Genomic DNA, 24,996 nt, shown 5'->3' with positions numbered 1-24,996 from the left:
ATTAAAATTTAAGATCAAGACCTAGAAGGGCAGTTTTGTAAATAGGGATATTTTTATCTGCAAATCCTTCAATACCTACCTCAGGGTCGAAGCTGATACGTTTATCTCTGATGTAAGTAAACAAGTTGTTCGCTCTGAAATAAATCCTTGCACTAGATAAGTTTAGTTTTTTGATCCACTGATCTGGCAATTGATAACCAAGGGTCACATCTCTCAAACGCACATAGTCGCCATCATAAAGGAAACGTGTAGAACTTTGAGAAGAAGAACCTGATTGTGTACCATTGAAAACCACTTTAGGCTGATCTGTGATCTGACCTTCATGTGTCCATCTGTTCTCGTAATAGTAACGTGTCATCTTTGTAGTTGGAGCAAAACCTCCCGAACCATCGCTGAAACTTGTTGCACCATAGTTATCAAAGATCTTATTGCCTAAGTTGAAGTACAGCATGAAGCTCAATGAGAAACGTTTGTAAGTAAAGGCATTCGTTAAACCTCCAAATACTTTCGGTAAAGCACTGCCTTGATTAAACTGAGTCGCTTTGTTATAGTCGTTGGTAGTTTCAGTTTTTGAACCATCTTTATACCACAATGCATCTCCATTTGAAGGATCTACACCAGCATAACCCACCAGATACAATTGATAGTAATCACCACCTACAAAACGGTTATAACCACCACTCACGATCGGGGCGTTTAATGCGGTAATTTTGTTTTTCATTGTAGAGATGTTGAAACTGGTATTCCAGCCAAAACCATCGTTGTCAGGTTTCACATTGACACTGTTTAATTCCAGTTCCAATCCTGAGTTTCTCATTGCACCGATATTATCCGTGAAACTAGTTACCCCATTGGTAGATGAAATCGGCTTGTCCAATAACAAATCTGAAGTTGCACGGGTATAGTATTCAAAAGTACCTGTTAAACGGTTGTTCAATACACCGAAATCAAGGGCCACATTGAAGGGTTTATTTTTCTCCCAGGTCAGCAAATTATTTCCGTAGTTAGAGAGGACTAAACCTGGTGCATTGTCATAGCTAGAGCCATTGTATAACGCTCTGGAATCAAAGTTACCAATGTCCTGGTTTCCATTTACACCGTAACTGGTACGGAATCGTAAATCAGAAATCACATCCTGTTTCTGCATAAAGTTTTCTTTGCTGATGTTCCATGAAGCACCAAGAGCGAAGAAATTACCATATCTTTTTTGTGAACCGAATCTGGAAGAACCATCACGACGTGCAGAAACGCTTAAATAATACTTCGATAAATAATCAAATGAAGCATTGAAGAAGACTGAAGTTAAAGAATTACCTGTTGCAGTAGATCCACCAGCAGTCAGAATAGAAGCATTGTCTAAAGTATAAGTATTAGGTAGGAAGTTACGTTTAGAAACGTAGTTTGCTACTTCGTCAACGCTTTGTTCTTCATAACCCGCATAGGTTTTCAAGCCAAAATCACCAAACGTTTCATTGTAACGAAGAATCAGGGTGTTTACAAAGTTACTCATTCTATCAGTAGAATTAGTTGCTCTACCACCATCTGAACGCGAAGTACCTACACCAGATTTATTATATTTAATCATTTCTCTGTACAAGAAATTGATGTTACTTTGATTCTCAATAGATAGAGAAGGCAAGATCTGGTATTTCACTAAGAAATTACCCAGCATACCATAAGCATTGGTTTTATCGAAGCTCTCTTTTACCTGAGCCATTGGGTTATAATTGTTATAATAGCTGAAATCATAAGTACCATCATCTTTATAGGCTCTTAACCAAGGCTGATAAAGTGTGTACATACGTACTGGATTTCCAAAAGTTCCGCCATCTGCCTGACTTTGGTTTTTGCGATAATTCACTTGTAAACCACCAGAAAATGACAACTTATCAGTCGCCTGGTTCGTCAATTTCAAGTTTCCTGTACTACGTGTGAATTCTGAACCCAATAGTGCTGCTTTAGCTACATAGTGACTTCCTGAAACATAAAACTTTGTTTTTTCAGTACCACCACTTGCAGAAAGGTCAAATTGAGAATAGTTACCATTGCGCGTCAGTAAATCAAACCAATCTGTGTTTACATTAGGATTTACGCCATCAATAGCCATTTGTTTATCAAAAAGTGTAGGGTCATTTTTCTTATTTGCCCATCCCTCTCTTAATAATTCCAGCATTTCATTGGTATTCAACAAGTCATGACCTTTAACTTTAGTTACCTTATTTGAACCTACCTGAGCAGAGGCACTGATCACTGTTTTTCCAGCAGTACCAGATTTAGTTGTAATTAAAATTACACCATTTGCTGCTCTGGAACCGTACATTGAAGCTGCTGCAGCGTCTTTCAATACCGTTACCGACTCAACGTCGAAGTTATTCAAGCTATTGATTTGTCCGGATTCCAAAGGAATACCATCCACTACATAAAGTGGGCTGCTACCTGCAGAAACAGAGCCAATACCACGAATCCTTACATTAGGTACGGCACCAGGCTGTCCTGATCCGCTTGAAACAGCTACACCAGCTACATTTCCCTGCAAAGTTTCCTGAATACTCACATTTGGGTTACCGTTGATCACGGTCGATTTTAACATCTTCGCAGATCCTGTATAAGAAGCTTTTGTTTGTGTACCATAAGCAACAACCATGACCTCTGCAAGGTCCTGATTAGAAGGAACCATGGTAATGTTAGCCATTACATCTGCGTTTTTAACCTCAACATTGGACACAAATTTTTCATAACCAACAAAAGACGCAGTCACCTGATATTTACCAGATTTTGAAAGGTTAAAGGAATATTCTCCATTACCATTAGTTTGCGCACTTTGTTTAAAATCATCACTGGTCAGCACAATGCTCACACCAGGAAGAGGTTTTCCGATCTCATCCAATACTTTTCCTTTTAATACCATCATTTTGAAGGCATCATTAGTCATCGCAATGGCCAGATCTTTTCTTCTTAGCAATACATTATTACCTACCACTTTAAAAGTTAAGGGAAGCACGTTTGCACATTCTCTCAATACCGTTTCAAGTGAAGCATTTTTTACCTCAATAGACATCCTGGTTTGGCGGACATCATTGCTGTCATAAAAGAAAACATAACCCGTCTGTTTTTTAATAGATTCTAGAATCCTTTCCAGTGGTGCATTCTTTTCTTTTAAATTGATTTGGCTATATCCTTTTGCACTGGCTTGCATAAAAGCCAGAAACAACAAGATGGTGGTCAACTTCATAATCAGTAGCAATTTAGGGGGCAGCCAAGTCTTGGACATAGCTGTAGTAATAGCATTAAAATTCATACTTTTGTAATGTTTGGGTTAATACCGTGAATAGTTTGCAAATTGTTTGTCCCGGATCTTTGCCGGGAAGGGTTAACTCAGCATTTACCGCAGTTGTGCTCGAACACTTCTGCGGTTCTTTATATCTTGAAAAAGACGCCGTTTACCCCTTGTGGTGTTAATGCTCTCGTAGTTTTGTTTTCATCTTAAATGGGTTTGTTTGGTAAGTATGGTTTGGTATTGATAAGTTTCAATTGGGATCCCTTTTTAAGGGGTTACTATAATTTGTTTTCCATTTACACGGAAATGTACTTTAAAGAAGCTCAGGATATCCAGCACCTGCGACAGGTTACTATTTCTGTCAATTTCTCCTGAGAATTGTCTGGCAGGAAGCCCCTTTTCATAGGTCACATCTAAATCATACCAACGTGCTACAGCACGCATTACACTTTCCAGATCAGCATCTTCAAATTTAAACACGCCATTTTTCCAGGCCACAGCTTCTTTTTCCTTGCCATAATTAATATGGAACTGATTTCCAGTCCATGCTGATTGCTGTCCAGGTTTCAGAATTAAGGAACGGTCTTCTCTTTCTTTACTAAATACTTTTACTGCGCCTTCCAATAACGTAGTTTTCGTACTTGGCTCATCTGTATAAGCGTTGATATTAAAATGAGTTCCAAGCACTTCTACTGTTTGTGTACCAGTAGATACCTTGAAAGTTTGGGAAGGATTTGCTTTGGCTACTTCAAAATATGCCTCTCCAGTTAAACTTACCGCTCTATTTTCTCCAGTAAATGCAGTAGGATAACTTAAAGAAGATGCGGCATTGAGCCAAACTTTAGTGCCATCAGGAAGATTAATCTGGTATTGTCCGCCTTTAGGAGTCGCAATGCTATTCATCGCCGTTTTTACTGCATTAGATTTTAGCGCTGCGGAAACCGTATACACCAGCTGGCCGTCCTTGGCTTTAGTAATAGTGATGCCCGATTGTTCAGCTAGTTTACCGTTTCCAGCTTCATCCAGTGTAATCTGCTGACCATCGGCAAGGGTTAATACTGCTTTATTACCGCCTGGAAGAATAGGCTTTTTGATGCCATAATTCTCTTCAGCGGATAAATCTGCCAGTGTATTGGAGGCGTTGCTGTTACTGAAAAGATACAAGGCGACGCCTGCAACCATTAAAACGGCAGCGGCAGCAGCAATACGCGGCCATAAAAGAGTTTTTTTAACTGGTATTTCTGCGGTGTCATGAATGGGTAACCTGTCCCATATTCTGTCGGTCGCTGCTTCCAGATCCGAGGACGCTAACTCCGCTCCTTCGTTTGTGAATTTCAGATACCAGGTTTCTACAATTGCCTTTTCCGCATCTGTACAATTTCCTGCCTTATATTTGTCTAATAATTCTTTTGCCTGCATACCAATTTTAACCGCTAATTACCTTATAGACGGTTAGCCTGGACCTTGGGCGTAAAAAAAAATGATTTTTTTTATCTATAGCCGATGTACAGCAAATAAATAACAATACCGAACTTCCCTCTGAGGATTTTAAGCGCATTATTGACATGCTTTTTGACGGTAGATTCTGAAAGGTCCAATTGCACAGCGATCTCCTTATGGCTAAGGTTAGCCTTTCTACTCAGTTCAAAAACTGCTTTCATTTTTGGCGGCAGTGCGGTGATTTCTTTTTCGATCAGGGCTGTCAGTTCATTAGCCCTTACTAAATGGTCAGTCTGGGCTTCACTATGGTCAATAAAATACTGCAGGGAAACCATGTATTCCGAAGCTACCTTTTTATGGGAAATCAAATCGATAATCCTGTTTCTAACTGCCTGATAAAGGTAACCGGAAAGATGTGTTTTTAAAACCAGGTCGTTTCTTTTGGTCCAGAGGCTGGCGAAAAGCTCATGAACTATATCATCCGCTTCGGGCTGATTTCTGAGTTTGTTATAGGCGTGGATGTACAATAAGCCTTTATACCGGTTGTAAATTTCGGTAAAAGCAGCCTTGTCACCCTCTTTCAAATGGGCAACTAAATCAGTATCAGCTAAGGCGGTGTACGAAGTCATTATAGAGGATTCATTCCCATTTTTCAGGAAGATCCTCCTCAATATTAATTATTTTTTCTGTAAAAATTAGTCCGCAGCGGTATGAACAAATTGTTAAGCCCCAATAAAATGTTAATTATGAACAACATACAAACAATTTCACTGGGGCTTATTTAATTGGCTACAGGAATGAAAAGCGATTAATCTTCTTCTTTTGCGAAATCTTTAACCACTGTACCAAGATCATAAACAGGGATTCTCGCGCCAAATTCAGCAGCAATAATACTACTTCCAGCGGCACTTCTGCTGCCACCTGCGCAATGCACCACAATCGGTTTATCAGCAGGTACTTCTTTGAGCCTTTCTCTAAGCGCTCCTAAAGGAATGTTTGTCGAATTGGCGAACACTTTTTTCTTTTTCACTTCATTTTCATTCCTGACATCGATAATAGTAAACTCTTCAGGATTGGCAATAAAGCATTCCAAAGGTAATAAAGGCATCAATACATCACCGGAATGCGTTACAAAAGCGGCTTCAATAAAGCCTTCATATCCGATACTTGCAGTCCGCTCAATTAACTCCTTTAAATGTGCCGGACTTGAAGCCGTTAAATAGAAATGTTCTCCGGGTCTGATGATACTGCCCAGCCAGGTTTCGAACTTTTTACCGTATACAATATTAATTGCTCCAGGAAAATGACCAGCTTTAAAATCAGCTTCAGAACGGGCATCTACTACGATAATGGTGGCATTAATTTCTTCCAGTTCCGGCTGGTTGATAATTTCAACCTGATCTACTAAGGGCCTAAAAGGAGCTGCACCTTTTCTGTTCAGGTCTACATCATAACCGAAATATTTAGGAATAAATGGCTGATCGGTGGTCAGTTCTTTAATAAAATCATCTGCTGTCATTTCCTGCAGTGACCAATTGCTGATTTTTTCCGCTCCGATCGTACTCGAATTTGCTGTACTTAAAGCTTTACCGCATAAGGTACCGGAACCATGTGCAGGATACACGATTACGTCATCCGGTAGCACCATCAATTTATCTCTTAGTGAATGGTACATTTGCAGGGCGAGTTTTTCTCTTTTCGCCTGCAAGCTGCCTACCGACTCTCTTAAATCCGGCCTGCCGCAATCACCGATAAACAAGGTATCACCAGTAAAAACTGCTTTAGCTTTCCCATCATGCTCCAGCAATATAGAAATGCTATCCGGAGAATGACCTGGCGTATGGATACTGGTTAATTTTATTTTACCAAAGCTAAGTGTCTCCCCTTCATCAAAATGATGCACCGGATAAGCAACACCAGTTAAGCTATGGGCATATATTTTGGCACCGGTAGTTTCATGAATTTCCAGGTGGCTACTCACAAAATCGGCATGGGGATGCGTTTCTATTACCCCAATAATCTGAGCCTCAAATTTCTTTGCAAATTCATAATACGGTTCAGGATTACGCGCAGGATCAATCAATACGATTTTTCGCTCACATTCGCTCAGTATTGCATAGCTATAATGTGCTAAAAACTCATCTTTAAACTGTTCTATAATCATCTTTATTTATTTAACTTAAAAACTTAATCATTTGCCTTATCAGCGTTGATCTTATACAAATTTCAACATTAAAACACAGGTCTATTGTGACTAATATCACCATGCACTGTGTGATTGGTCAAAAAATCGTCATCAAATTCTAAAAATCAATAGATTGCCATCATTACTGGCCTTTCTAAATTTTCATTTAATGCGGCAGTTTATCTTTTAACAATCCATAAAGGTAAGTTCCGAGTAAAGCCCCAAAAATAACAATTGCCATCGTTAAATAACCGTAACCAAGGTTCACAAACATCGGGCCTGGACAAGCACCGGTTAGTGCCCATCCCAGACCGAAAATTATACCCCCAATGATATATTTTTTATACTGTTTGTTTTTTTCAGAGAATACAATCGGCTGATTTTCTGAATCTTTCAAATGAAATTTTTTAATCAGGAAAACGGCAATGACACCGAGTACCACTGCAGTTCCGATGATGCCATACATGTGAAAAGATTGAAAACGAAACATTTCCTGAATTCGGAACCAGGAAACTGCTTCCGATTTACTCATGATGATGCCGAAAAGGATGCCGGCAAGTATATATTTTAATGATTTCATGTGATTTCTTTAATAATTTTTTATTGTTTTACTGAGTATGCTGCTAAATAAGCCTTGTTTTTTGTTTCTTAGATCAAGAAAGGTAAGATCAGCCAGGTCATCAATAACCCGCCGATAAAAAAGCCAATTACGGCAACCAGAGAAGGCAATTGAAGGTTCGACAAGCCTGAAATCGCATGACCGGAAGTACAGCCACCAGCATATCTGGATCCAAAACCAACCAGAATGCCTCCTGAAAGCAACAAAATCCAGGTTTTCAGCGATCCTAATGCCTCCAAAGAAAATAGCTCATCAGGATTTAGACCTCCATTAAAATGAATTCCCATTACCTGAAGATCCTTTATTGTAGCCGCTGATAAATCCAGCGAATTGGGGTTGGCTAGAAATTCTTTAGAAATCCAGCCTCCAATAATAGCACCGATCAAAAACATCAGATTCCAGCGCTGGGCTTTCCAGTCGAAATCAAAGAACTTCAGCTTTTTACCTGCACCAGTCATGCTGCAAATCGTCCTTAAATTGGAGGAAAACCCAAAGGATTTACCCCAAAAATTGAGTAATAGCATAATCACCACAATCATGAAGCCCGAAAAATACCAGGGCCAGGGTTGTTTTATAAATTCTATCATTATATTATTATTTTCTGTTAAATATTTATTACTGTCAGTCCCCATTTCAAATGCAAAAAACAGTAGTTTTTAATAAAGAAGCTCTTTGGTCAATATGTAAACACCCATGACCAATACAAACCATCCGAAACCAATTTTCAGCTTCCTGCTATCCAGCTTCTTGCTCATATTAGCACCTATAAAAATCCCGACAATAGCGATCCCTGTGATCTTTAATAAAAATACCCAATCGATTTGAAAATGACCAAAATCACCGGAAAAGCCGATTAAGGAATTAAGAGCGATAATAAAAAGAGAGGTGCCAATGGCTTCTTTCATGGGCAAACCCAATAACACCACTAAGGTAGGAATTAGCAAAAACCCTCCTCCAGCGCCTAGCAAACCAGTTGTTAAGCCAATTCCAACGCCAAAAACCATAAGTTTAGCAAGGTTTTGACTTTTCACAGCCACATGTTCCACTGTTTTATCCTTTCCGCTTCTGATCATGGCAATTGCAGCAATCACCATCAGTACTGCAAAAAGCCCCATCATCAACATCCTTTCAGTCAATTGAAAATGATCAAAGGAAGCAATATGATGCGGAATCACAGGAATTAAGAATTTTCTGGTCAGCCATACGGTGGTCACGGAACTCAATCCAAACAATAGTGCTGTTTTTACCTGTACCTGGCTATTTCTATAATTCTGCCAGGCACCCACCAGACTTGTACTCCCTACGATAAACAAGGAATAAGAAGTGGCCAGCAGTGGCGAAACACCAAACAAATACACCAATACAGGAACCGTTAAAATCGATCCACCGCCACCTACTAATCCTAATGAAATACCTATCAGCGCGGAGGCCAGGTATGCAACAACTTCCATATTTAATTCCTTTAGGACAAAGCTATAGATTCTGCACCTGACTTACGGTGACAAAAGTCACCCAGTTTTATTTTATCAGTTCAATATAGTTCCTATACAACTTAATTTCGCCCTTTTGCTCCATTTTCTTGAGTAATCTGGAGATCACTTCTCTTGAAGAATTCAGGTCGGAAGCAATCTCCTGATGGGTCAGGTTAAGCTGGTTACTTTGGAGTTGCTGCTTTTGTTTTTCTAAATAAAACTCTAACCTTTCGTCAAGCCCTTTAAAAGCAATGCTATCGATCACCTCTAATAGCTCTTCAAATCTGGAGCGGTAAGTTTCCATTACAAAATAATACCAGCTTGGAAACTGCTTCATCAAGTTGTCCATTAAGGCGATTGGCACCATCAAAATAATACTGTCTTCAATGGCTTTTCCCATGATTCCGCTGGATTCTTGTTTTGCAGCACAAATCATAGACAGCGCACAAGCATCTCCTGGCTGCAGATAATACATAAAAAATTCATTTCCATCTGTACCTTCTCTATACAGTTTCACCCTCCCTGATACAATTAAAACTGTAGACCTAAAATACTGTCCGGTTTGCATCAGGTGTTCTCCAGCTTTAATTGATTTAATCACCACCTGCTCCATCAACTTCTCTTTTAAGGCTGGTTCAAATTGAGGAAAAAGCGTATTGATATACTGACTGATATTTGAAGAATTCATATTTTTATTTTTGTGGTATTTCTGATATTTTAAACCGGTTTCGTTACCCTAATCAGCGCTATCTTTTAATCCATTCTCTGATTTGATCTTAGTCCTATTCCTGATTCTTAATTTAGAAACTCGTTTCAGAAACCAGCTTAAATGCAGGAGTTATGCTAATTTGAATTGATTGGCCTTTAATTATTCCCTAAATTTAGCCAATTGCTAAAAACATAAAACATTGAAATATACAGAAAAAAAGATCATTTCAGTTTCAGGTGCCCCCTTGTTGTCGCTTCAGCAGATTTCTGCGAAGCAACTTGGAGAACCTGTATCCTATCCGGTCTATACCATTCTGTTAATTCCCAAAGGAAAGGGTTCTTTTCAAGCAGATTTCGGGAACTTCTCTTTTGAGGGACCAGTTATCTTTTTCGCCACCCCATTTCAGACCATTTATTTTAAAGAGATCCCAAAAACGAAAGTGATGCTGCTGCAGTTTCATGGTGATTTTTACTGCATTGCCTACCATAAAGCGGAAGTAGCTTGTAATGGCTTATTGTTTAACAACATTTTCCTGGAACCTTCGATCAAATTAAATCTGCAAGAAGCGCAATCTTTTGAGCATTTGCTTGGCCAGTTGAAGGCTGAACTCAACCAGGAACAACCCAATGAGGCAGTTCTTACCGCCTACCTTCAATTGTTTCTGGCACAATCCAGCCGCATTAAATTAAAATCAAAACCGTCAGCAATACAGCCAGTAAAAGAAGAGTTGATGGAAGCCTTTCAAAACGCATTAGAAGAAAACTTCCTGAACCTTAGAAAACCTGCAGATTATGCGGAGCTACTCCACCTCAACCCCAATACTTTTACCAAACGCTGCAAAAGATATTTCGGAAAAACGCCTACCATCCTGATTCAGGAACGCCTGATACTGGAAGCTAAAAAACAGTTACACCTGACCAGGAAGAGTATTAAAGAAGTTGCTTATGCCCTGAATTTCGAAGATGAATACTATTTCAGCCGCTTCTTTAAAAAGATGACAGGTGTATCACCGCAGATCTTCCGGGAAAAGACGGGGATTTCAATAGTGGCTGATTTGTCCATGTAATCGCAGGTATTGTCCATGGCCTGATCTTTCCATTATTGCGAACTTTACCAGCTCAATATATATTTCTATGTCTGGTCAATTTACTGCCTTCCTTCAAACCTTGTCGGGTCTATCTTCGCTAAGTATTCGTTTAATTCGCATTGCAATTGCCATTGTCCTGATTTGGATTGGTGGTTTAAAAGTTTACAATTATGAAGCCGAGGGGATCGTACCATTTGTCGCCAATTCTCCAATGATGTCCTTCTTTTATGCAAGCCCATCTGAATATAAACCTTATATGCAGAAAGAGGGCGAAGCAAATCCAGAGAAAATCGCCTGGCATACCGCCAACCATACTTATTTATTTTCTTACGGATTAGGTACAGTACTTGTTTTAATGGGCATCATGCTCTTGTTAAATACCTATCAGCCGGCTATTGGAATGGCTGGAGCAGCATTGGTTATACTGATGTCCCTCGTTACTTTATCCTTTTTAATCACCACAAAAGACTCCTGGGTACCGGATCTTGGCGATCCTAATCATGGTTTCCCGCTCCTTTCTGCACGTGGCAGGCTGGTCATAAAAGACCTCATTATGATGGCAGGGGCTTTTGCAGCCTTATGTGATTCTGCCAGACAATACCTGATTGATAAAAAGCAGCTTGTTAAGGTTTAGGATTTCTTCTGACATCAGCAATATAAAACACTAGCCCAGCTACAATAAATACACCTCCTAAAAATGCTTCCCAGGGAAAAGATCTGATCCTATTCACATAAATCTGCCTTGCATGATCATCAACGACATTTACATGGTTTAAATCGCGAGACGTCAGTATTCCGGAGATGATCATGACAATCCCTAAAATGACGAGTACTATACTTGTTCTTTTCATTAGATTACTGGATTAAACACATCGTTGACAACCTTTTAACTTCCCTAACCTGATCTCAACAACATCAATCGTTTATACAATGTTTGAAGATCCTTCTGATTCCTCAAAAAACACCATTTATTCGCTTTATACACTTACACAAACGATTGCGTTGATTTTTTATCACAGCTTGATATAATAACACCTAATTTTAATATAAAATCAACACAACCGTTTTTATGAAAAAATACTTTGTCCCATTTATTTTGGTTTTTCTAGCCGGAGCTGCATCGGCACAGGAACTGAAATATACCAATGGAAAAGACGCCTGGAATCCAGACTCCCTGGGAAACCACCGCGTAGTGCTCCAGGTCACCAGTAATGGAACCGTCGCTAAGGCCATCATTCCATGGCGCAGAAGGGATCTACAACCGGAATTAAAGGAAATCTGGGTGGTAGATGCGAAAACCAATCAGAGGGTCAAACAACTGAAGATTGGGGAAATCAACAGGGAACAAGGCACCATTTATTTTGAACCGAGCTCCGGAATTGGAACTTATTATGTGTATTATCAGCCCTACAAAGTAGATGGTCGTTCCAATTACCCAAATGCCATTTACCTGCAAAGAAAAGCCAATAACAATCCTTCCTGGCCTTCAGCAACTGCAAATCTGGCTGCAGTAAAAGTCCAGGAAATTGAATCGGTGAATGCCATGAACAGCAATTATCCGATGGAAGTCATTGCTACTGCAAAAGAGACCAAAGACCTCATCAAAGCACATCCGCAGCAAGCTTATTTTGTATTTCCTGAAGACCGCTTAAATCCGATAAAAATGACCGACGACCTGCCGCAGCGCTGGATCTTAAAAGGCTGGAAAGCTCAGTTTTCAGGTACCGCGGCAAAGGGAGAAAACTATGCCTTTCAACTGGGCATTTTTCCGGTAAAACAAGACTTAAAAAACGTACAGCTAAAATTTACCGACCTTAAAAGCAAAACCGGGGCAAGCTTACCGGCCAGCATCCTCTCCTGCCTGAATACTGATGGCAAAAATTGGAATACACAAACCTTGCATAAAACGGTTGATGTTGCCAAAGCTCAGGTTCAGGCCCTTTGGGTATTGGCCAATTTGCCAAAGAATACCGTTCCCGGAATTTATACTGGTACGGTCACCGTAACTGCCAATGGCGTTCCGGCTACAGCAATCCAGCTGAACTTAACCGTTAGCAACCAAACCTTAGCAGATGGCGGCATCAGCGAGCCCTGGAAGCAAACCCGTTTAACCTGGTTAAACTCTACCCTTGCACAGAAAAACGACGTCATTGCTCCTTATATTCCATTAGTGGTCAAAGACCAAAGCATTTCATTATTAGGTAGAAAAGTAGCCTTAAACAAAGACGGATTTCCAGCGCAGATCCAGACTTTCTTTACGCCGGAAATGACTGAATTTTCTAAAACAGGAAAGGATATCCTAACGGAACCGATTCATTTTCATGTGAAAAACAGCAAAGGCAAAGACATCGTCTGGAAAAACGGCCCATTGACCTTCACCGAACAACAGCCGGGAACAGTAAAATGGAATACCAGTAACACTTCCGACAGCCTGAAAATGGAAGTCGAAGGGACGATAGAATTTGATGGATTCCTTTCTTATACCGTGAAAGTGATCGCCATGCAAGACTTGAAACTAAATGATGTCCGCCTGCACATTCCTTTTACACCAGAGGCTTCGAAATACATGATGGGGCTTGGTTTAAAAGGTGGAAACAGGCCGGATTCCTTAAAATGGAAATGGGATGTAGCCCACAAAAATCAGGATGGCGCATGGATCGGCGACGTTAATGCAGGCTTGCAATACACCTTAAAAGACAACCATTACGTCCGTCCCCTGAACACCAATTTCTATTTGCAAAAACCTTTGCTGCTCCCTACTTCCTGGGGTAATGAAGGTAAAGGAGGCATCCAGGTGTTTAAAAAAGGAAAAGCGATTTTAGCGGATAATTACAGCGGTGAACAAATCATGAAAAAGGGCGACACGCTGTATTACAATTTTAATTTGCTCATTACGCCTTTCCACCCGATCAATACCGATTTTCAATGGAGTAACCGCTTTTATCATAAATATGATAACCTGGATACGATCAAAGCTACGGGTGCCAACCTGATCAATATCCACCACGCCACGCCGATCAACCCTTATATCAATTATCCTTTTATCGCGCATAAAGAGATGAAATCATACATCAATGAAGCGCATCTGAAAGGTTTAAAAGTAAAGATTTACAATACTGTTCGTGAGCTATCCAACAGTGCTTATGAAACCTTCCCCTTAAGAAGTCTGGGACATGAAATTTATTCCCCTGGAAATGGCGGAGGCTATTCCTGGCTTCAGGAACACCTGGGCAAGGATTATATCGCTGCCTGGTATGTACCGGAAATTAAAGATGCAGCAGTGGTCAACAGTGGCATGAGCAGGTGGCACAACTACTATGTGGAAGGTATGAATTGGCTGGTACAAAATGTAGGCATCGACGGGATTTACCTGGATGATGTTGCTTTTGACCGTACCACCATGAAAAGAATAAAAAGAGTATTGACAAAAGACGGGCATCCGGGAATCATCGATTTACACTCGGCAAATCAGTATAATAAAAGCGATGGTTTTAACAATAGTGCCAACTTATATATGGAGCATTTCCCTTACCTGAACAGGTTATGGTTCGGCGAATATTTCTATTACGACAAGAACAGTCCTGATTTCTTTTTAACAGAAGTATCTGGTATTCCTTTCGGCCTGATGGGTGAAATGTTACAGGATGGCGGGAATGCCTGGAGAGGAATGTTGTATGGCATGACCAACAGGATGCCATGGAGCGATGGTGCAGACCCACGTCCGATCTGGAAAGCATGGGATAACTTTGGTATGCAGGGTAGTAAAATGATCGGTTACTGGGTAGAAAATAATCCGGTGAAGAGCAATAATGCCAATGTACCGGTTACCATTTATAAGAAAGATAAAACTGCATTGGTATCAATGGCCAGCTGGGCACCAACTGATGTCAGCATTCGTTTAACGATTGATTGGAAAGCACTAGGTATCGATCCTGAGAAGGCCAGCATCACCGCAGCGGAGATAAAAAACTTCAAGCCTGCAGCAAGTTTTACCGCAGATCAGGAGATCCCTGTTTCCGCAGGTAAAGGCTGGATGTTGGTCATCAAGGAGAAATAAAGCTTTCATACTGTTATAAATCCAGATAGGATTCAAACAAAAAATCCCCGCTCCTTTTACAAGGGCGAGGATTTTTTGTTTGATTAAAAATCAGACTAGTTGAATAAATATCTCACACCAATCTGTCCTTGCCATCTTGAATCAAATGATTCTGAAGCTGGCTTAAGTGGAGTTGTTGGAGAGAAAGTATATCCTGTAGATGTAGAAGAAATCAACGTGTAAGCTTGGTTACCGTAGAAGTATTGACGACCCCATTTCTTGTTTAACAAGTTAGTGAAGTTAAAAATGTCAAATGATAACTGTAAACGGTTCTTAGTTGCACCGATCATAGTACCGATATCTTGCATTACCCTTAAATCAACTTGGTGCTGCCAAGGTAAACGTGCACCATTTCTTACCGTGTACTCGCCTCTGATATTTTTCAAGTAAGGATCATTATCAATATATGTATTTAAAGCATCCCATTGTTCTTGTGGAGTATAGCTTTTAACAACTATACCTTTAGCATCTTTAATATCCAACTTAACAAGGTTAATGTCTTTCATTGTTCTTGGAACAAACAAAAGGTCGTTATTAAAAGCACCATCACCGTTTAAGTCACCATTATAAAGGTAGGTGAATGGCGTACCAGAAGTACCTGCATAGAATACAGAGAAAGTAGTACCACTTGCTTTAGATTTACCATATTTGAAACCATAAGACAAGCTACCTAAAATTCTGTGACGGATATCCTGATTTGAGTAAACTAGAGGTGGATCATTTGGATTGTTTACGATTTGAACAAATTCCCAGTTCGATTGAGCTGTACTACTTGCACCTGAGTTCACATCTTTTGACTCACCATAGTTATATGCTACAGTAGCAAATAAACCATTAGAGAAATTCTTTTTCAATTCAGCAGTTAAACTGTAAGAATAACCTTTGTTTGTGTTATCTAATAAATAAGCACCGGTATAAGTAGGGTTTACTTTGCTTTGATAAGCAGGACGTAAATCAGCACCATTGGTTAAAGCAGGATTAATTGTAGTTCCTTTTGCTTGAACATTCAGGTCTCTGTAAAGGATGTTATTGACAGTTTTAGAGTAAATACCTTCTAAAGTACCTACGATACCAGCTGGCAATTTAGCATCTAAGGCAAGGTTACTACGGAAAACCTGAGGAATTCTAAAGTTAGAACTCATTAAGTTCACTTGATAAGTATTACCAGCTGCACCTACTTGAGATAATTTATTAACATCTGGTTCGAAACCTGCTTTATTAGCATTAGCCCCAGAAAGAGAAATATTTTTATAATCTAAACCTGTATTACCGAACTGATTAGAGAACCATACAAATGGAGCACGGCCAGTAAATAAACCAGTACCACCACGTAATTGAAGTACTCTGTCGCCAGTTAAGTCCCAGTTAAAGCCAATACGAGGAGATACTAAAATCTGACCGCTAGGCAATTTACTAGTACCATAACCAGGGAATGAAGCAGAAACTGCAGGGTTATCAGCTGGTTTATCGAAGAACAAAGGAACATCTAATCTCAAACCAGCAGTTAATCTGAAGGTAGGATCAACTTGAATCTCATCCTGGAAATAGAAGCCCAACTGAGCTGCTTTAAATGCTGCTGCAGGTAAAGTACCAGGAACAGATGGATAAGTAATGTCAATATTTTTAGGTTTTCCAGCTTCGAAGTCAGCCAGGTTATCAAAACGGTAACGACCTCTATAGTTATTTACGAAAACGTTGCTGAATTTGAAAAACTCATTGTGTGTACCTAAAGTGAAGGTATGGTTACCTGCCAATAGTTTCAGGTTATCTGTAAATTCAAAAATATCCTGATCTAAAGAATTTGCTGTAGAGCTTCTCTCTGAACCGAATTGTACAGTATTTCCAGCAGTACCATTCCAGTTCTGAATTTCCACTTGTGGGAATAAAGTTCCTTCAGTTGCGCGTGAATCTCTGATTCTTGAATAACCTACGATTAAGTTGTTCGAAAGATTAGAGTTAATCTGACTTCTTAATTCTAAAACACTAATATTTTGTGTGTTGTTGAATTTATAACCATTGTTTCCGAAACGGAAGAAAGTAGCATTTCTGCTCAGGTTATCATCAGAAGCTTTAATATAGTTGTGACGTAAAGTCAATTGGTTTTTAGCATTGATATTCCAATCTAAACGTGCAAAAATTTTATCACTTTTAGTTTCCTGATCAACTTGACCTGCATTTCCAAGGTCATAACCATATTTATCCAATACTGATTTACTCAAAGCTGCTGCTGCCTCAGCAGTCATAATTGAACGTGCATCACCAGCATTATAAGTAGAAGGAACCTGATCTCTTGTTTGTTCAACATTCACAAATAAGAACAACTTATCTTTTACAATTGGGGCACCTACACGCGCACCATACTGATATCTATGGAAATCAGAAGCTTTTTCACCTTGGAAATTTTTACCTACTAATTGTTGGTTTCTACCGAAGAAGTAAGCTGATCCTTCTACTGTATTTGTACCTGAACGGGTAATTGCATTGATACCACCACCAGTAAAGTTACCGTAGCTTACATCGTAAGGAGCAAGTACTACCTGAATTTCCTGTACAGCATCCAGAGAAATAGGTTGGGTTTTAGCCAAACCACCTGGAGCCGGAGAACCTGCAAGACCAAAAATATCGTTATTCATTGCACCATCAATGTTAATGCTGTTGTAACGCGTGCTTGAACCAGAAAAAGAGTTACCATTTGCCTGAGGTGTTAAACGCGTAAAATCCTGAAGACTGCGATTTAAAGTAGGCATGCTTTCTATTTGTTCCTTAGAAACAGTGGTTGCAGCACCTGTTCTTTTGCTGTTCATGGTCGCATCTTTTTTACCTGAAACCACCACTTCGTTCAGACTTTTACTGTCGTCATTAAGTAAGATGTTGACCGTGAAAGGATCACCTAGCTTTAAATAAACATCAGTAATTTTTTCCTTTTGAAAGCCAACAAAGTTTACCTCAATAACATAAGGACCACCTGGGCGCATGTTGTTGATACCGAATCTTCCATCAACATTCGTTGATACTGAATACACTGTACCTGTTGGAACGTGAGTCGCTTTTACACTAGCACCTGGTAAAGCACCTTTTGCATCGCGAACACTCCCGTTCAATGATGATGTAGTAACCTGGGCATTTACATTGGAGATAAGTCCTACAAATGCAAAAATGATTACTGCAATCTTAAATAGTAAAGATTTCTTCATACTTTTTTTTGATTATTTTTTTTTGTTTTTTTATGATACTGCAATACAATATAACGGCACAAAGGTAAAAATTAAATCATCCAGGAAGATGGTTCCAATGTTAAATTATTATTAAATATCACAATAATTTTCAACATTTAACATCTTCTTTAACATATCTAACGTACAGTTTGTCAGTATTTTGTTAAATTCCAAAATAAACACAACATCTGTGTTTAGAGAGCCCTTTTTAAATTAAACCTCTGAAAAGCAGTGTACAAAAATCTAACAGGCGGTATTAATGAACAATTTTTTTAATTTTGGCAATTACTTAAGTTAAAAATTCCTTTATATAAGATATGAACTACGATGTAATTGTAATTGGCAGCGGTCCTGGTGGATATGTAGCTGCAATAAGAGCTTCTCAGTTAGGTTTAAAAACTGCGGTAGTAGAACGCGAATCTTTAGGCGGAATCTGCCTTAACTGGGGATGTATCCCAACCAAAGCCTTATTAAAAAGTGCACAGGTTTTTGAATATATCAATCATGCTGCTGAATACGGTATTAAAACTGCAGAGGCTGAGGCCGATTTCGCAGCAGTAATCAAACGTAGCCGTGGTGTTGCTGATGGCATGAGCAAGGGTGTTCAATTCTTAATGAAAAAGAACAAAATTGACGTGATCATGGGCACTGGTAAAGCTAAACCTGGAAACAAAGTGGAAGTGAAAGCAGCAGATGGTTCTATAAAAGACTATACTGCAACCAGCATTATTTTAGCTACTGGTGGTAGATCAAGAGAATTGCCAAACCTGAAACAAGATGGTAAAAAAATCATTGGTTACAGACAGGCGATGGTATTGCCTGAGCAGCCTAAATCTATGGTGGTAGTTGGATCTGGCGCTATTGGTGTTGAATTTGCTTACTTCTATGCTACTTTAGGTACTAAAGTAACGGTAGTAGAATTCATGGACAATATTGTTCCGGTTGAAGACGAAGACGTTTCTAAACAATTACTGCGCAGCTTTAAAAAAGCAGGTATCGAAGTGATGACTTCTTCCAGCGTAGAATCTGTAGACACTAGCGGTACTGGCTGTAAAGTTCAGGTAAAAACTGCTTCAGGTATGCAGACTTTAGAATGTGACATCGTTCTTTCTGCTGCTGGTGTTGTTGCAAACATCGAAAACATCGGTTTAGAAGAAACTGGCATTAAAACTGAAAAAGGTAAAGTAATCGTAGATGAATTCTACAGCACTAACGTTAAAGGTTACTATGCAATTGGTGATATTGTTCCTGGTCAGGCATTGGCTCACGTAGCTTCTGCAGAAGGAATCATCTGTGTAGAGAAAATTGCTGGTCAGAAACCAGAGCCATTAGATTACAATAACATCCCTGGATGTACGTATTGCAGTCCTGAGATTGCTTCTGTTGGTTATACAGAAAAAGCAGCAAGAGCCGCCGGATATGAATTGAAAATTGGTAAATTCCCATTCTCAGCTTCAGGTAAAGCAAGTGCAGCAGGTGCTAAAGATGGTTTTATTAAAATGATCTATGATGCAAAATACGGTGAATTACTAGGTGCTCACATGATTGGCGCCAATGTAACTGAACTGATCGCTGAAATCGTAGTTGCCCGTAAACTGGAAACTACAGGACACGAAATGTTAAAAGCGGTTCACCCACACCCAACCATGAGCGAAGCCATTATGGAAGCTACCGCTGATGCTTACGGTGAAGTGATTCACTTATAAATTATAAAATCGCCTTTTCTTAAAATAGGCTGATTGTTAAAAAAAACCTGTTGAGCTTTTCAACAGGTTTTTTTTTTACTTTTATCTTTTTCAATAATCTAATTCAAGCTGCACATGAAACTACATACCATCGATACCGGTTTATTTAAATTAGATGGCGGTGCCATGTTTGGGGTAGTGCCAAAATCTATCTGGCAGAAAACCACCCCTGCCGATGCCAATAATATGTGTACCTGGGCCATGCGATGCTTATTGATCGAAGATGGAAACCGATTAATATTGGTCGACAATGGGATTGGTGACAAACAGGATGAGAAGTTTATGGGCCATTATTACCTGCATGGTGAGGATACCCTTGACAAATCACTGGCTGCCAAAGGATTTTCCAGAGCAGACATCACCGATGTTTTCTTGACCCACCTTCATTTCGACCATTGCGGAGGTTCTATTATCCGCCAGGGTGATAAACTCAGACCATCCTTTAACAATGCGTTTTATTGGAGCAATGCGAAACATTGGGACTGGGCAGTAAATCCAAATGACAGAGAAAAAGCATCTTTCTTAAAAGAAAACATCCTCCCTATCCAGGAAAGCGGACAATTGCGTTTTGTTGCTGATGAAGAAGGTGTTCAATTTCATGAAGGCATCAATATTCGTTTTGCTTATGGTCATACTGATGCCATGATGCTGCCACAGATTCAATATAAAGGGCATACCATAGTATATATGGCAGATTTACTCCCTTCCGTAGGACACATTCCTTTGCCTTATGTGATGGCTTATGATATGTTTCCTTTAAAAACCCTGACTGAAAAAAAATCATTCCTCCAGGAAGCCACTGAAAAACAATATATCTTATTCCTGGAACATGATGCAGTCCATGAATGCTGTACGCTTCAGCAGACGGAAAAAGGCATCAGACTGGACCGTACATTCGACCTCGCTAGTCTATAGTTTCACTAAACCTCAATCAAGCCTAATAGGCAATTTCTAGAAGCACCTGAATCAGGTGTTTTTTTTTATTCCGGCAACTCCTATTTATTCAACAGGTAATACGGTGATTTAACTACTGCTTAAATCGGATGCACCTCATTTTTTCCTTTCCTACAAACCTGCTTTTCTATTGCTTTTCTTTTGAGCCAGTAAAAGAAAAGCAGAACATCAGCAAAACAATGGCAAAACAATAGCAAAACAGATAGCGAACAAATCCCAGTCTCCCCCCCGCCATTTTTCCCCTTCTTTTCAATTCCTTTTATGGTTTTAAAGTCGCGAAATACTGCCATTTTTAGAAATTTGAATTTTAATCAGGAAATCAGCTAGAAATAAATATTTCTAATTACCCTAATTTATTTCTTAACAACAAACACAGTGCTACCAGCTGGCGCCATTTCCCCGCTAAATCCTGATAATGAATAGAATGATCGATATCAAAATATTGTTTTGATATCCATTTTTTTATATATTGAAATAAAAATTTCAACCTGGATACAAAAAACCAATTAAACGATTATGGGAAAATTCGAAATCAAAACAAGGAAAAACGGCGAATTTCAATTCGATTTGAAAGCAGGCAATGGCCAGGTCATCCTTACTAGTGAAGGCTATACTGCAAAAGCCAATTGCCATAACGGCATTGAATCCGTTAAGAAAAACGCTAAAGATGATAGTAAATTTGAAAGAAAGACTTCCAGTAATGGCAAACCATATTTCAACCTAAAGGCAACCAACGGACAGGTAATTGGTACCAGCGAAATGTATGAATCGGAGGCCAGCCGCGAAAATGGCATTGAATCCGTTAAAAAGAATGCACCTGATGCGGAGGTTGTGGACCTCAGCTAAGCTTGATAAAACTCAGCATAAAAAAAAGTAAAGCCTGTTCCTTTTCATCTAAAACGGACAGGCTTTACTTTTTTCTATCTTCCTCATTTAAATCTTCCTGCTGGAAAGCCAGTAAATCCCCAGGCTGACAATCCAAAACCCGACAGATGGCGTCCAGCGTTTCAAACCGAATCGCTTTTGCTTTGCCTGTTTTCAAAATAGACAGGTTTGACATTGTGATTCCTACTTCCTGTGTTAAGCTAGTCAACGACATTTTCCGCTTGGCCAGCATCACATCTAAATTCACTACTATTGCCATATTTATTTCCTTAATTACTCTTGAGTTGCTGCGGTGCTGCTATCGCTGTAAAGTCAGGCCAATCCTGTGATAAAAACTATCATTTTACACTATTGTCCCAAAAACAGGACCATTAAAAGCACAATAATAACACCTTCATCTGCCAATAATTCTTGATTTTTCGGCTTTCTTCTCTGCTATAACAGTTTTTTGTATTTTTTTTCAGTTCTTTTTGCCTTATGTCAACTGACAGTTTCGCTGTCTTTCCTGAAATTAATATTCCGCAATAAACATTTTTGCATTCTGACTTATGCTAGACAATCTCTAATTAAGTACAAACATAACTGATTTGTTATTGTTTATCAATATTTATTCATTGAACAAGAATATATATCTTCATATTCATAATACCGCCATTAAATACTGACAAAAGTATTTTGGAATAATTATTGCTAATTAAAATCCGTAGAAATAGCAGTTGTAAACTGTAACATTTTCAGGAATTTAAGTTTTCAAATTGCCTTAAAATTCTTACTTTTGCAAGTTCAAACACATAACGAGTACCAAAGCATATAAATGAGACAACTCAAAATCACGCAATCCATTACCAATCGCGAAAGTCAATCTTTAGACAAATACCTTCACGAAATTGGTAAAGTAGATTTAATCACCGCCGAAGAAGAAGTAATATTAGCAAGAAAAATACGCGAGGGAGATCAGGCCGCATTAGAGCGTTTAACCAAAACGAATTTACGTTTTGTGGTTTCAGTAGCGAAGCAATATCAAAATCAAGGTTTAACTCTAGGAGACTTAATCAACGAAGGAAACCTGGGTTTAATTAAGGCTGCAAAACGTTTTGACGAGACTAAGGGTTTCAAATTTATCTCTTATGCTGTTTGGTGGATTCGTCAATCTATATTGCAGGCTATTGCTGAACAAAGTCGTATTGTTCGTTTGCCATTAAACCAGGTGGGTTCATTGAGCAAAATCAGCAAGGCTTTCTCTAAATTAGAGCAGGAATTTGAACGTGAGCCTTCTCCGGAAGAATTGGCAGATATCTTAGAAACTACAGTAGATAAAATCTCTGATACTTTAAGTAACTCTGGCCGTCACGTATCAATGGATGCACCATTTGTTCAGGGAGAAGAAAATACATTGTTAGATGTATTGGAAAATCATGAGCCAAATACGGATAGCAGTTTGATCAATGAATCTCTTTCTGAGGAAATCAAACGTTCTCTTTCAACTTTAACTGAGCGTGAGCGCGAGATTATTGTACTTTTCTTCGGATTGAGCACAAACCATCCCCTATCTTTAGAAGAGATCGGTGAGAAGTTTAACCTGACCCGTGAGCGTGTACGTCAGATTAAAGACAAAGCGTTACAGCGTTTGCGTCATACTTCAAGAAGTAAAATCTTAAAATCATATTTGGGCTAGTCTATTAGTTCCATTTAACACCTTGTGTGATAAATTTATAAAGTAAAAAGGTTGGGTATCTCGCTCAATCTTTTTTACTTTTGTGGCATTCTAACCAAAAATATTGCCACATGCTAAAGAAGTACCAATCCGAATTCCAAAGTTGGATTGAAAAAGAGAAAAAAGCCATTGAGCTGATTAATGTCGTAGGCCAGCTCTGGTTCGACAGATCTATCGAACTTGTATTGTTCCGCAAACCTTTATTTGATGTTGGCAGCAGCGAAATCCTTTCGCACCACCAATATGCGAAACAAATCAGCGGAAAAGACATCAGTATTTATGAGACCCTGGAACTGGCTTTGACCATTTCAAAATGTAACCTTGCCCCTTCCCGCATTGACATTGGCCGATTAGCTTCAGAATGGCTGGACGACAATGACCACTACCCTACCATTCATGATTTTGTAGTGAGTAAACTCAGCAAACACATTGGTAAAGACAAAAGAAATCTAGTTCCTAAGGATGTAGTCCTGTATGGCTTTGGCCGTATTGGAAGAATTGCCGCACGTGAGTTGATCTTACAAGCTGGTAAAGGTGAGCAATTGCGCTTAAGAGCAATTGTAACCCGCAGCTACAGTGATGAAGAACTGATCAAAAGAGCGGAACTTTTACGCACAGATTCTGTTCACGGTCCTTTTAATGGTACCATTACTGAAGATTTTGAAAATAAAGCACTGATTATCAATGGACAAACTATTTATTTTATCGTAGCCAAAGAACCAGAAGAGGTAGATTATACCTTGTATGATATTCATGATGCTTTATTGATTGACAATACTGGCGTTTTCCGTGACCGTGAAGGTTTGGGCAGACACCTGAATGCCAATGGAATCAGCAAAGTGCTGCTTACTGCCCCTGCCAAAGGAGATATCCTGAATGTAGTTGCTGGAATCAACGATGCAGGGATTGATTATGAATCGGAAACGATTTTATCTAATGCTTCTTGTACCACCAACGCCATTGTTCCTGTTTTAAAACTGATTGACGATGCTTTTGGTATTGAAAAAGGGCACATTGAAACCGTCCACTCCTATACGAACGATCAAAATTTATTAGACAATTACCATAAAAAATATAGAAGAGGCAGGGCGGCTGCGCTTAACCTGGTCATCACAGAAACCGGCGCGGATAAAGCGGTGGCAAAAGTAATCCCTCATTTAGGCGGCAAGCTGACCGGAAACGCGGTGCGGGTTCCTACGCCAAATGTTTCATTGGCCATCTTAAACTTATCATTGAACACGGTCACATCTAAAGAAGAAGTATCAGAAATACTCAGACAGGCATCTTTGTTCGGAGATTTATCAGAGCAAATCGAATACTCTATTTCCAATGAATTGGTGAGTACAGATTTGATTGGCAACAGTCATGCTTCCATTATTGATGGACCAGCTACAATTATGGCCAAAGACAATAAATCAGTAGTATTATATGCCTGGTATGACAACGAGTATGGTTACACCAGACAAGTGATCCGACTTGCTAAGAAATTAGCAGGGGTAGTGAGGCTAACTTATTACTAGCATTTCAAAGAAATAGCTAATAAAAAAGGGCTTTGTTGTAAACAAAGCCCTTTTTTATTTAGCATCAGCACTGTTTAT

Annotated in this window: 20 protein-coding genes; 8 read left to right on the top strand and 12 right to left on the bottom strand. The window is 39.3% G+C overall.

Annotation, left to right across the window (positions count from 1 at the left end; all coding sequences use genetic code 11):
- Position 1: 1 nt before the first annotated feature.
- The 8 genes from K7X70_RS06565 to K7X70_RS06530 all read right to left on the bottom strand — a co-directional run bounded on the left by K7X70_RS06565 (position 2) and on the right by K7X70_RS06530 (position 9,681).
- Positions 2-3,232 carry a SusC/RagA family TonB-linked outer membrane protein gene (locus K7X70_RS06565; RefSeq protein WP_222536285.1) on the bottom strand — a complete coding sequence of 1,077 codons (3,231 nt, stop codon included), beginning with the start codon at positions 3,230-3,232 and terminating at the stop codon, positions 2-4.
- A gap of 312 nt (positions 3,233-3,544) precedes the next feature.
- Positions 3,545-4,696: a FecR family protein gene (locus K7X70_RS06560; RefSeq protein ID WP_222536284.1), complete on the bottom strand. Its 1,152-nt coding sequence runs from the start codon at positions 4,694-4,696 to the stop codon at positions 3,545-3,547.
- 71 nt (positions 4,697-4,767) lie between these two features.
- Entirely contained in the window at positions 4,768-5,346 is a 579-nt protein-coding gene (locus K7X70_RS06555; protein ID WP_222536283.1) for an RNA polymerase sigma factor, read from the bottom strand.
- Between the two features lie 179 nt (positions 5,347-5,525).
- On the bottom strand, positions 5,526-6,881 hold the full coding sequence (locus K7X70_RS06550; protein WP_222536282.1) for an MBL fold metallo-hydrolase: 1,356 nt from the start codon (positions 6,879-6,881) through the stop codon (positions 5,526-5,528).
- Between the two features lie 187 nt (positions 6,882-7,068).
- The gene (locus K7X70_RS06545; protein ID WP_222536281.1) at positions 7,069-7,482 is read right to left on the bottom strand and encodes a DUF6691 family protein; all 414 of its coding nucleotides are present in this window, start codon (positions 7,480-7,482) and stop codon (positions 7,069-7,071) included.
- A 68-nt stretch (positions 7,483-7,550) separates the two neighbouring features.
- Positions 7,551-8,108, bottom strand: a complete 558-nt coding sequence (locus K7X70_RS06540; protein ID WP_222536280.1) for a YeeE/YedE family protein — start codon at positions 8,106-8,108, stop codon at positions 7,551-7,553.
- 69 nt (positions 8,109-8,177) lie between these two features.
- A complete protein-coding gene (locus tag K7X70_RS06535; protein WP_222536279.1) occupies positions 8,178-8,972 on the bottom strand; it encodes a sulfite exporter TauE/SafE family protein in 795 nt (264 codons plus the stop codon).
- A 67-nt stretch (positions 8,973-9,039) separates the two neighbouring features.
- Complete coding sequence (locus K7X70_RS06530; protein WP_222536278.1) at positions 9,040-9,681, bottom strand: Crp/Fnr family transcriptional regulator; 642 nt, start codon at positions 9,679-9,681, stop codon at positions 9,040-9,042.
- Positions 9,682-9,901: 220 nt separating this feature from the next.
- Between K7X70_RS06530 and K7X70_RS06525 the strand changes: the two genes are divergently transcribed.
- Positions 9,902-10,768, top strand: a complete 867-nt coding sequence (locus tag K7X70_RS06525) for a helix-turn-helix domain-containing protein (RefSeq protein WP_222536277.1) — start codon at positions 9,902-9,904, stop codon at positions 10,766-10,768.
- A gap of 67 nt (positions 10,769-10,835) precedes the next feature.
- Complete coding sequence (locus K7X70_RS06520) at positions 10,836-11,423, top strand: DUF417 family protein (RefSeq protein WP_222536276.1); 588 nt, start codon at positions 10,836-10,838, stop codon at positions 11,421-11,423.
- Here the strand turns inward: K7X70_RS06520 and K7X70_RS06515 are convergent.
- On the bottom strand, positions 11,413-11,640 hold the full coding sequence (locus K7X70_RS06515) for a hypothetical protein (protein WP_222536275.1): 228 nt from the start codon (positions 11,638-11,640) through the stop codon (positions 11,413-11,415). The genes K7X70_RS06520 and K7X70_RS06515 overlap by 11 nt on opposite strands.
- A gap of 218 nt (positions 11,641-11,858) precedes the next feature.
- Here K7X70_RS06515 and K7X70_RS06510 point away from each other — a divergent pair, with 218 nt between their 5' ends.
- On the top strand, positions 11,859-14,846 hold the full coding sequence (locus K7X70_RS06510) for a glycoside hydrolase domain-containing protein (protein ID WP_222536274.1): 2,988 nt from the start codon (positions 11,859-11,861) through the stop codon (positions 14,844-14,846).
- Positions 14,847-14,941: 95 nt separating this feature from the next.
- On the opposite strand, the gene K7X70_RS06505 is transcribed toward K7X70_RS06510, so the two are convergent.
- Entirely contained in the window at positions 14,942-18,079 is a 3,138-nt protein-coding gene (locus tag K7X70_RS06505; RefSeq protein ID WP_222536273.1) for a TonB-dependent receptor, read from the bottom strand.
- Between the two features lie 338 nt (positions 18,080-18,417).
- Between K7X70_RS06505 and lpdA the strand changes: the two genes are divergently transcribed.
- Together lpdA and K7X70_RS06495 are read left to right on the top strand one after the other, a co-directional pair.
- Positions 18,418-19,806: a dihydrolipoyl dehydrogenase gene (gene lpdA, locus K7X70_RS06500; protein WP_222536272.1), complete on the top strand. Its 1,389-nt coding sequence runs from the start codon at positions 18,418-18,420 to the stop codon at positions 19,804-19,806.
- A gap of 114 nt (positions 19,807-19,920) precedes the next feature.
- On the top strand, positions 19,921-20,760 hold the full coding sequence (locus tag K7X70_RS06495; RefSeq protein WP_222536271.1) for an MBL fold metallo-hydrolase: 840 nt from the start codon (positions 19,921-19,923) through the stop codon (positions 20,758-20,760).
- 119 nt (positions 20,761-20,879) lie between these two features.
- Here the strand turns inward: K7X70_RS06495 and K7X70_RS06490 are convergent, their stop codons facing one another.
- On the bottom strand, positions 20,880-21,089 hold the full coding sequence (locus K7X70_RS06490) for a hypothetical protein (protein WP_222536270.1): 210 nt from the start codon (positions 21,087-21,089) through the stop codon (positions 20,880-20,882).
- 226 nt (positions 21,090-21,315) lie between these two features.
- On the opposite strand from K7X70_RS06490, the gene K7X70_RS06485 reads away from it, so the two are divergent.
- Positions 21,316-21,645, top strand: coding sequence for a YegP family protein (locus K7X70_RS06485; protein ID WP_062547393.1), 330 nt, complete (start codon positions 21,316-21,318; stop codon positions 21,643-21,645).
- A 64-nt stretch (positions 21,646-21,709) separates the two neighbouring features.
- Here the strand turns inward: K7X70_RS06485 and K7X70_RS06480 are convergent, their stop codons facing one another.
- A complete protein-coding gene (locus tag K7X70_RS06480; RefSeq protein WP_222536269.1) occupies positions 21,710-21,943 on the bottom strand; it encodes a helix-turn-helix domain-containing protein in 234 nt (77 codons plus the stop codon).
- Between the two features lie 555 nt (positions 21,944-22,498).
- Between K7X70_RS06480 and K7X70_RS06475 the strand changes: the two genes are divergently transcribed.
- Both K7X70_RS06475 and K7X70_RS06470 read left to right on the top strand, forming a co-directional pair.
- Positions 22,499-23,359 carry a sigma-70 family RNA polymerase sigma factor gene (locus K7X70_RS06475; protein ID WP_062547391.1) on the top strand — a complete coding sequence of 287 codons (861 nt, stop codon included), beginning with the start codon at positions 22,499-22,501 and terminating at the stop codon, positions 23,357-23,359.
- A 110-nt stretch (positions 23,360-23,469) separates the two neighbouring features.
- Positions 23,470-24,918: a glyceraldehyde-3-phosphate dehydrogenase gene (locus K7X70_RS06470; RefSeq protein ID WP_187667798.1), complete on the top strand. Its 1,449-nt coding sequence runs from the start codon at positions 23,470-23,472 to the stop codon at positions 24,916-24,918.
- Positions 24,919-24,996 lie beyond the last annotated feature (78 nt).

It is taken from the genome of Pedobacter polysacchareus (assembly GCF_019802255.1).
Taxonomy (GTDB): domain Bacteria; phylum Bacteroidota; class Bacteroidia; order Sphingobacteriales; family Sphingobacteriaceae; genus Pedobacter; species Pedobacter polysacchareus.
The sequence above is the reverse complement of the archived record's forward strand: the minus strand, read 5'-3'. Positions and strand labels throughout refer to the sequence as shown.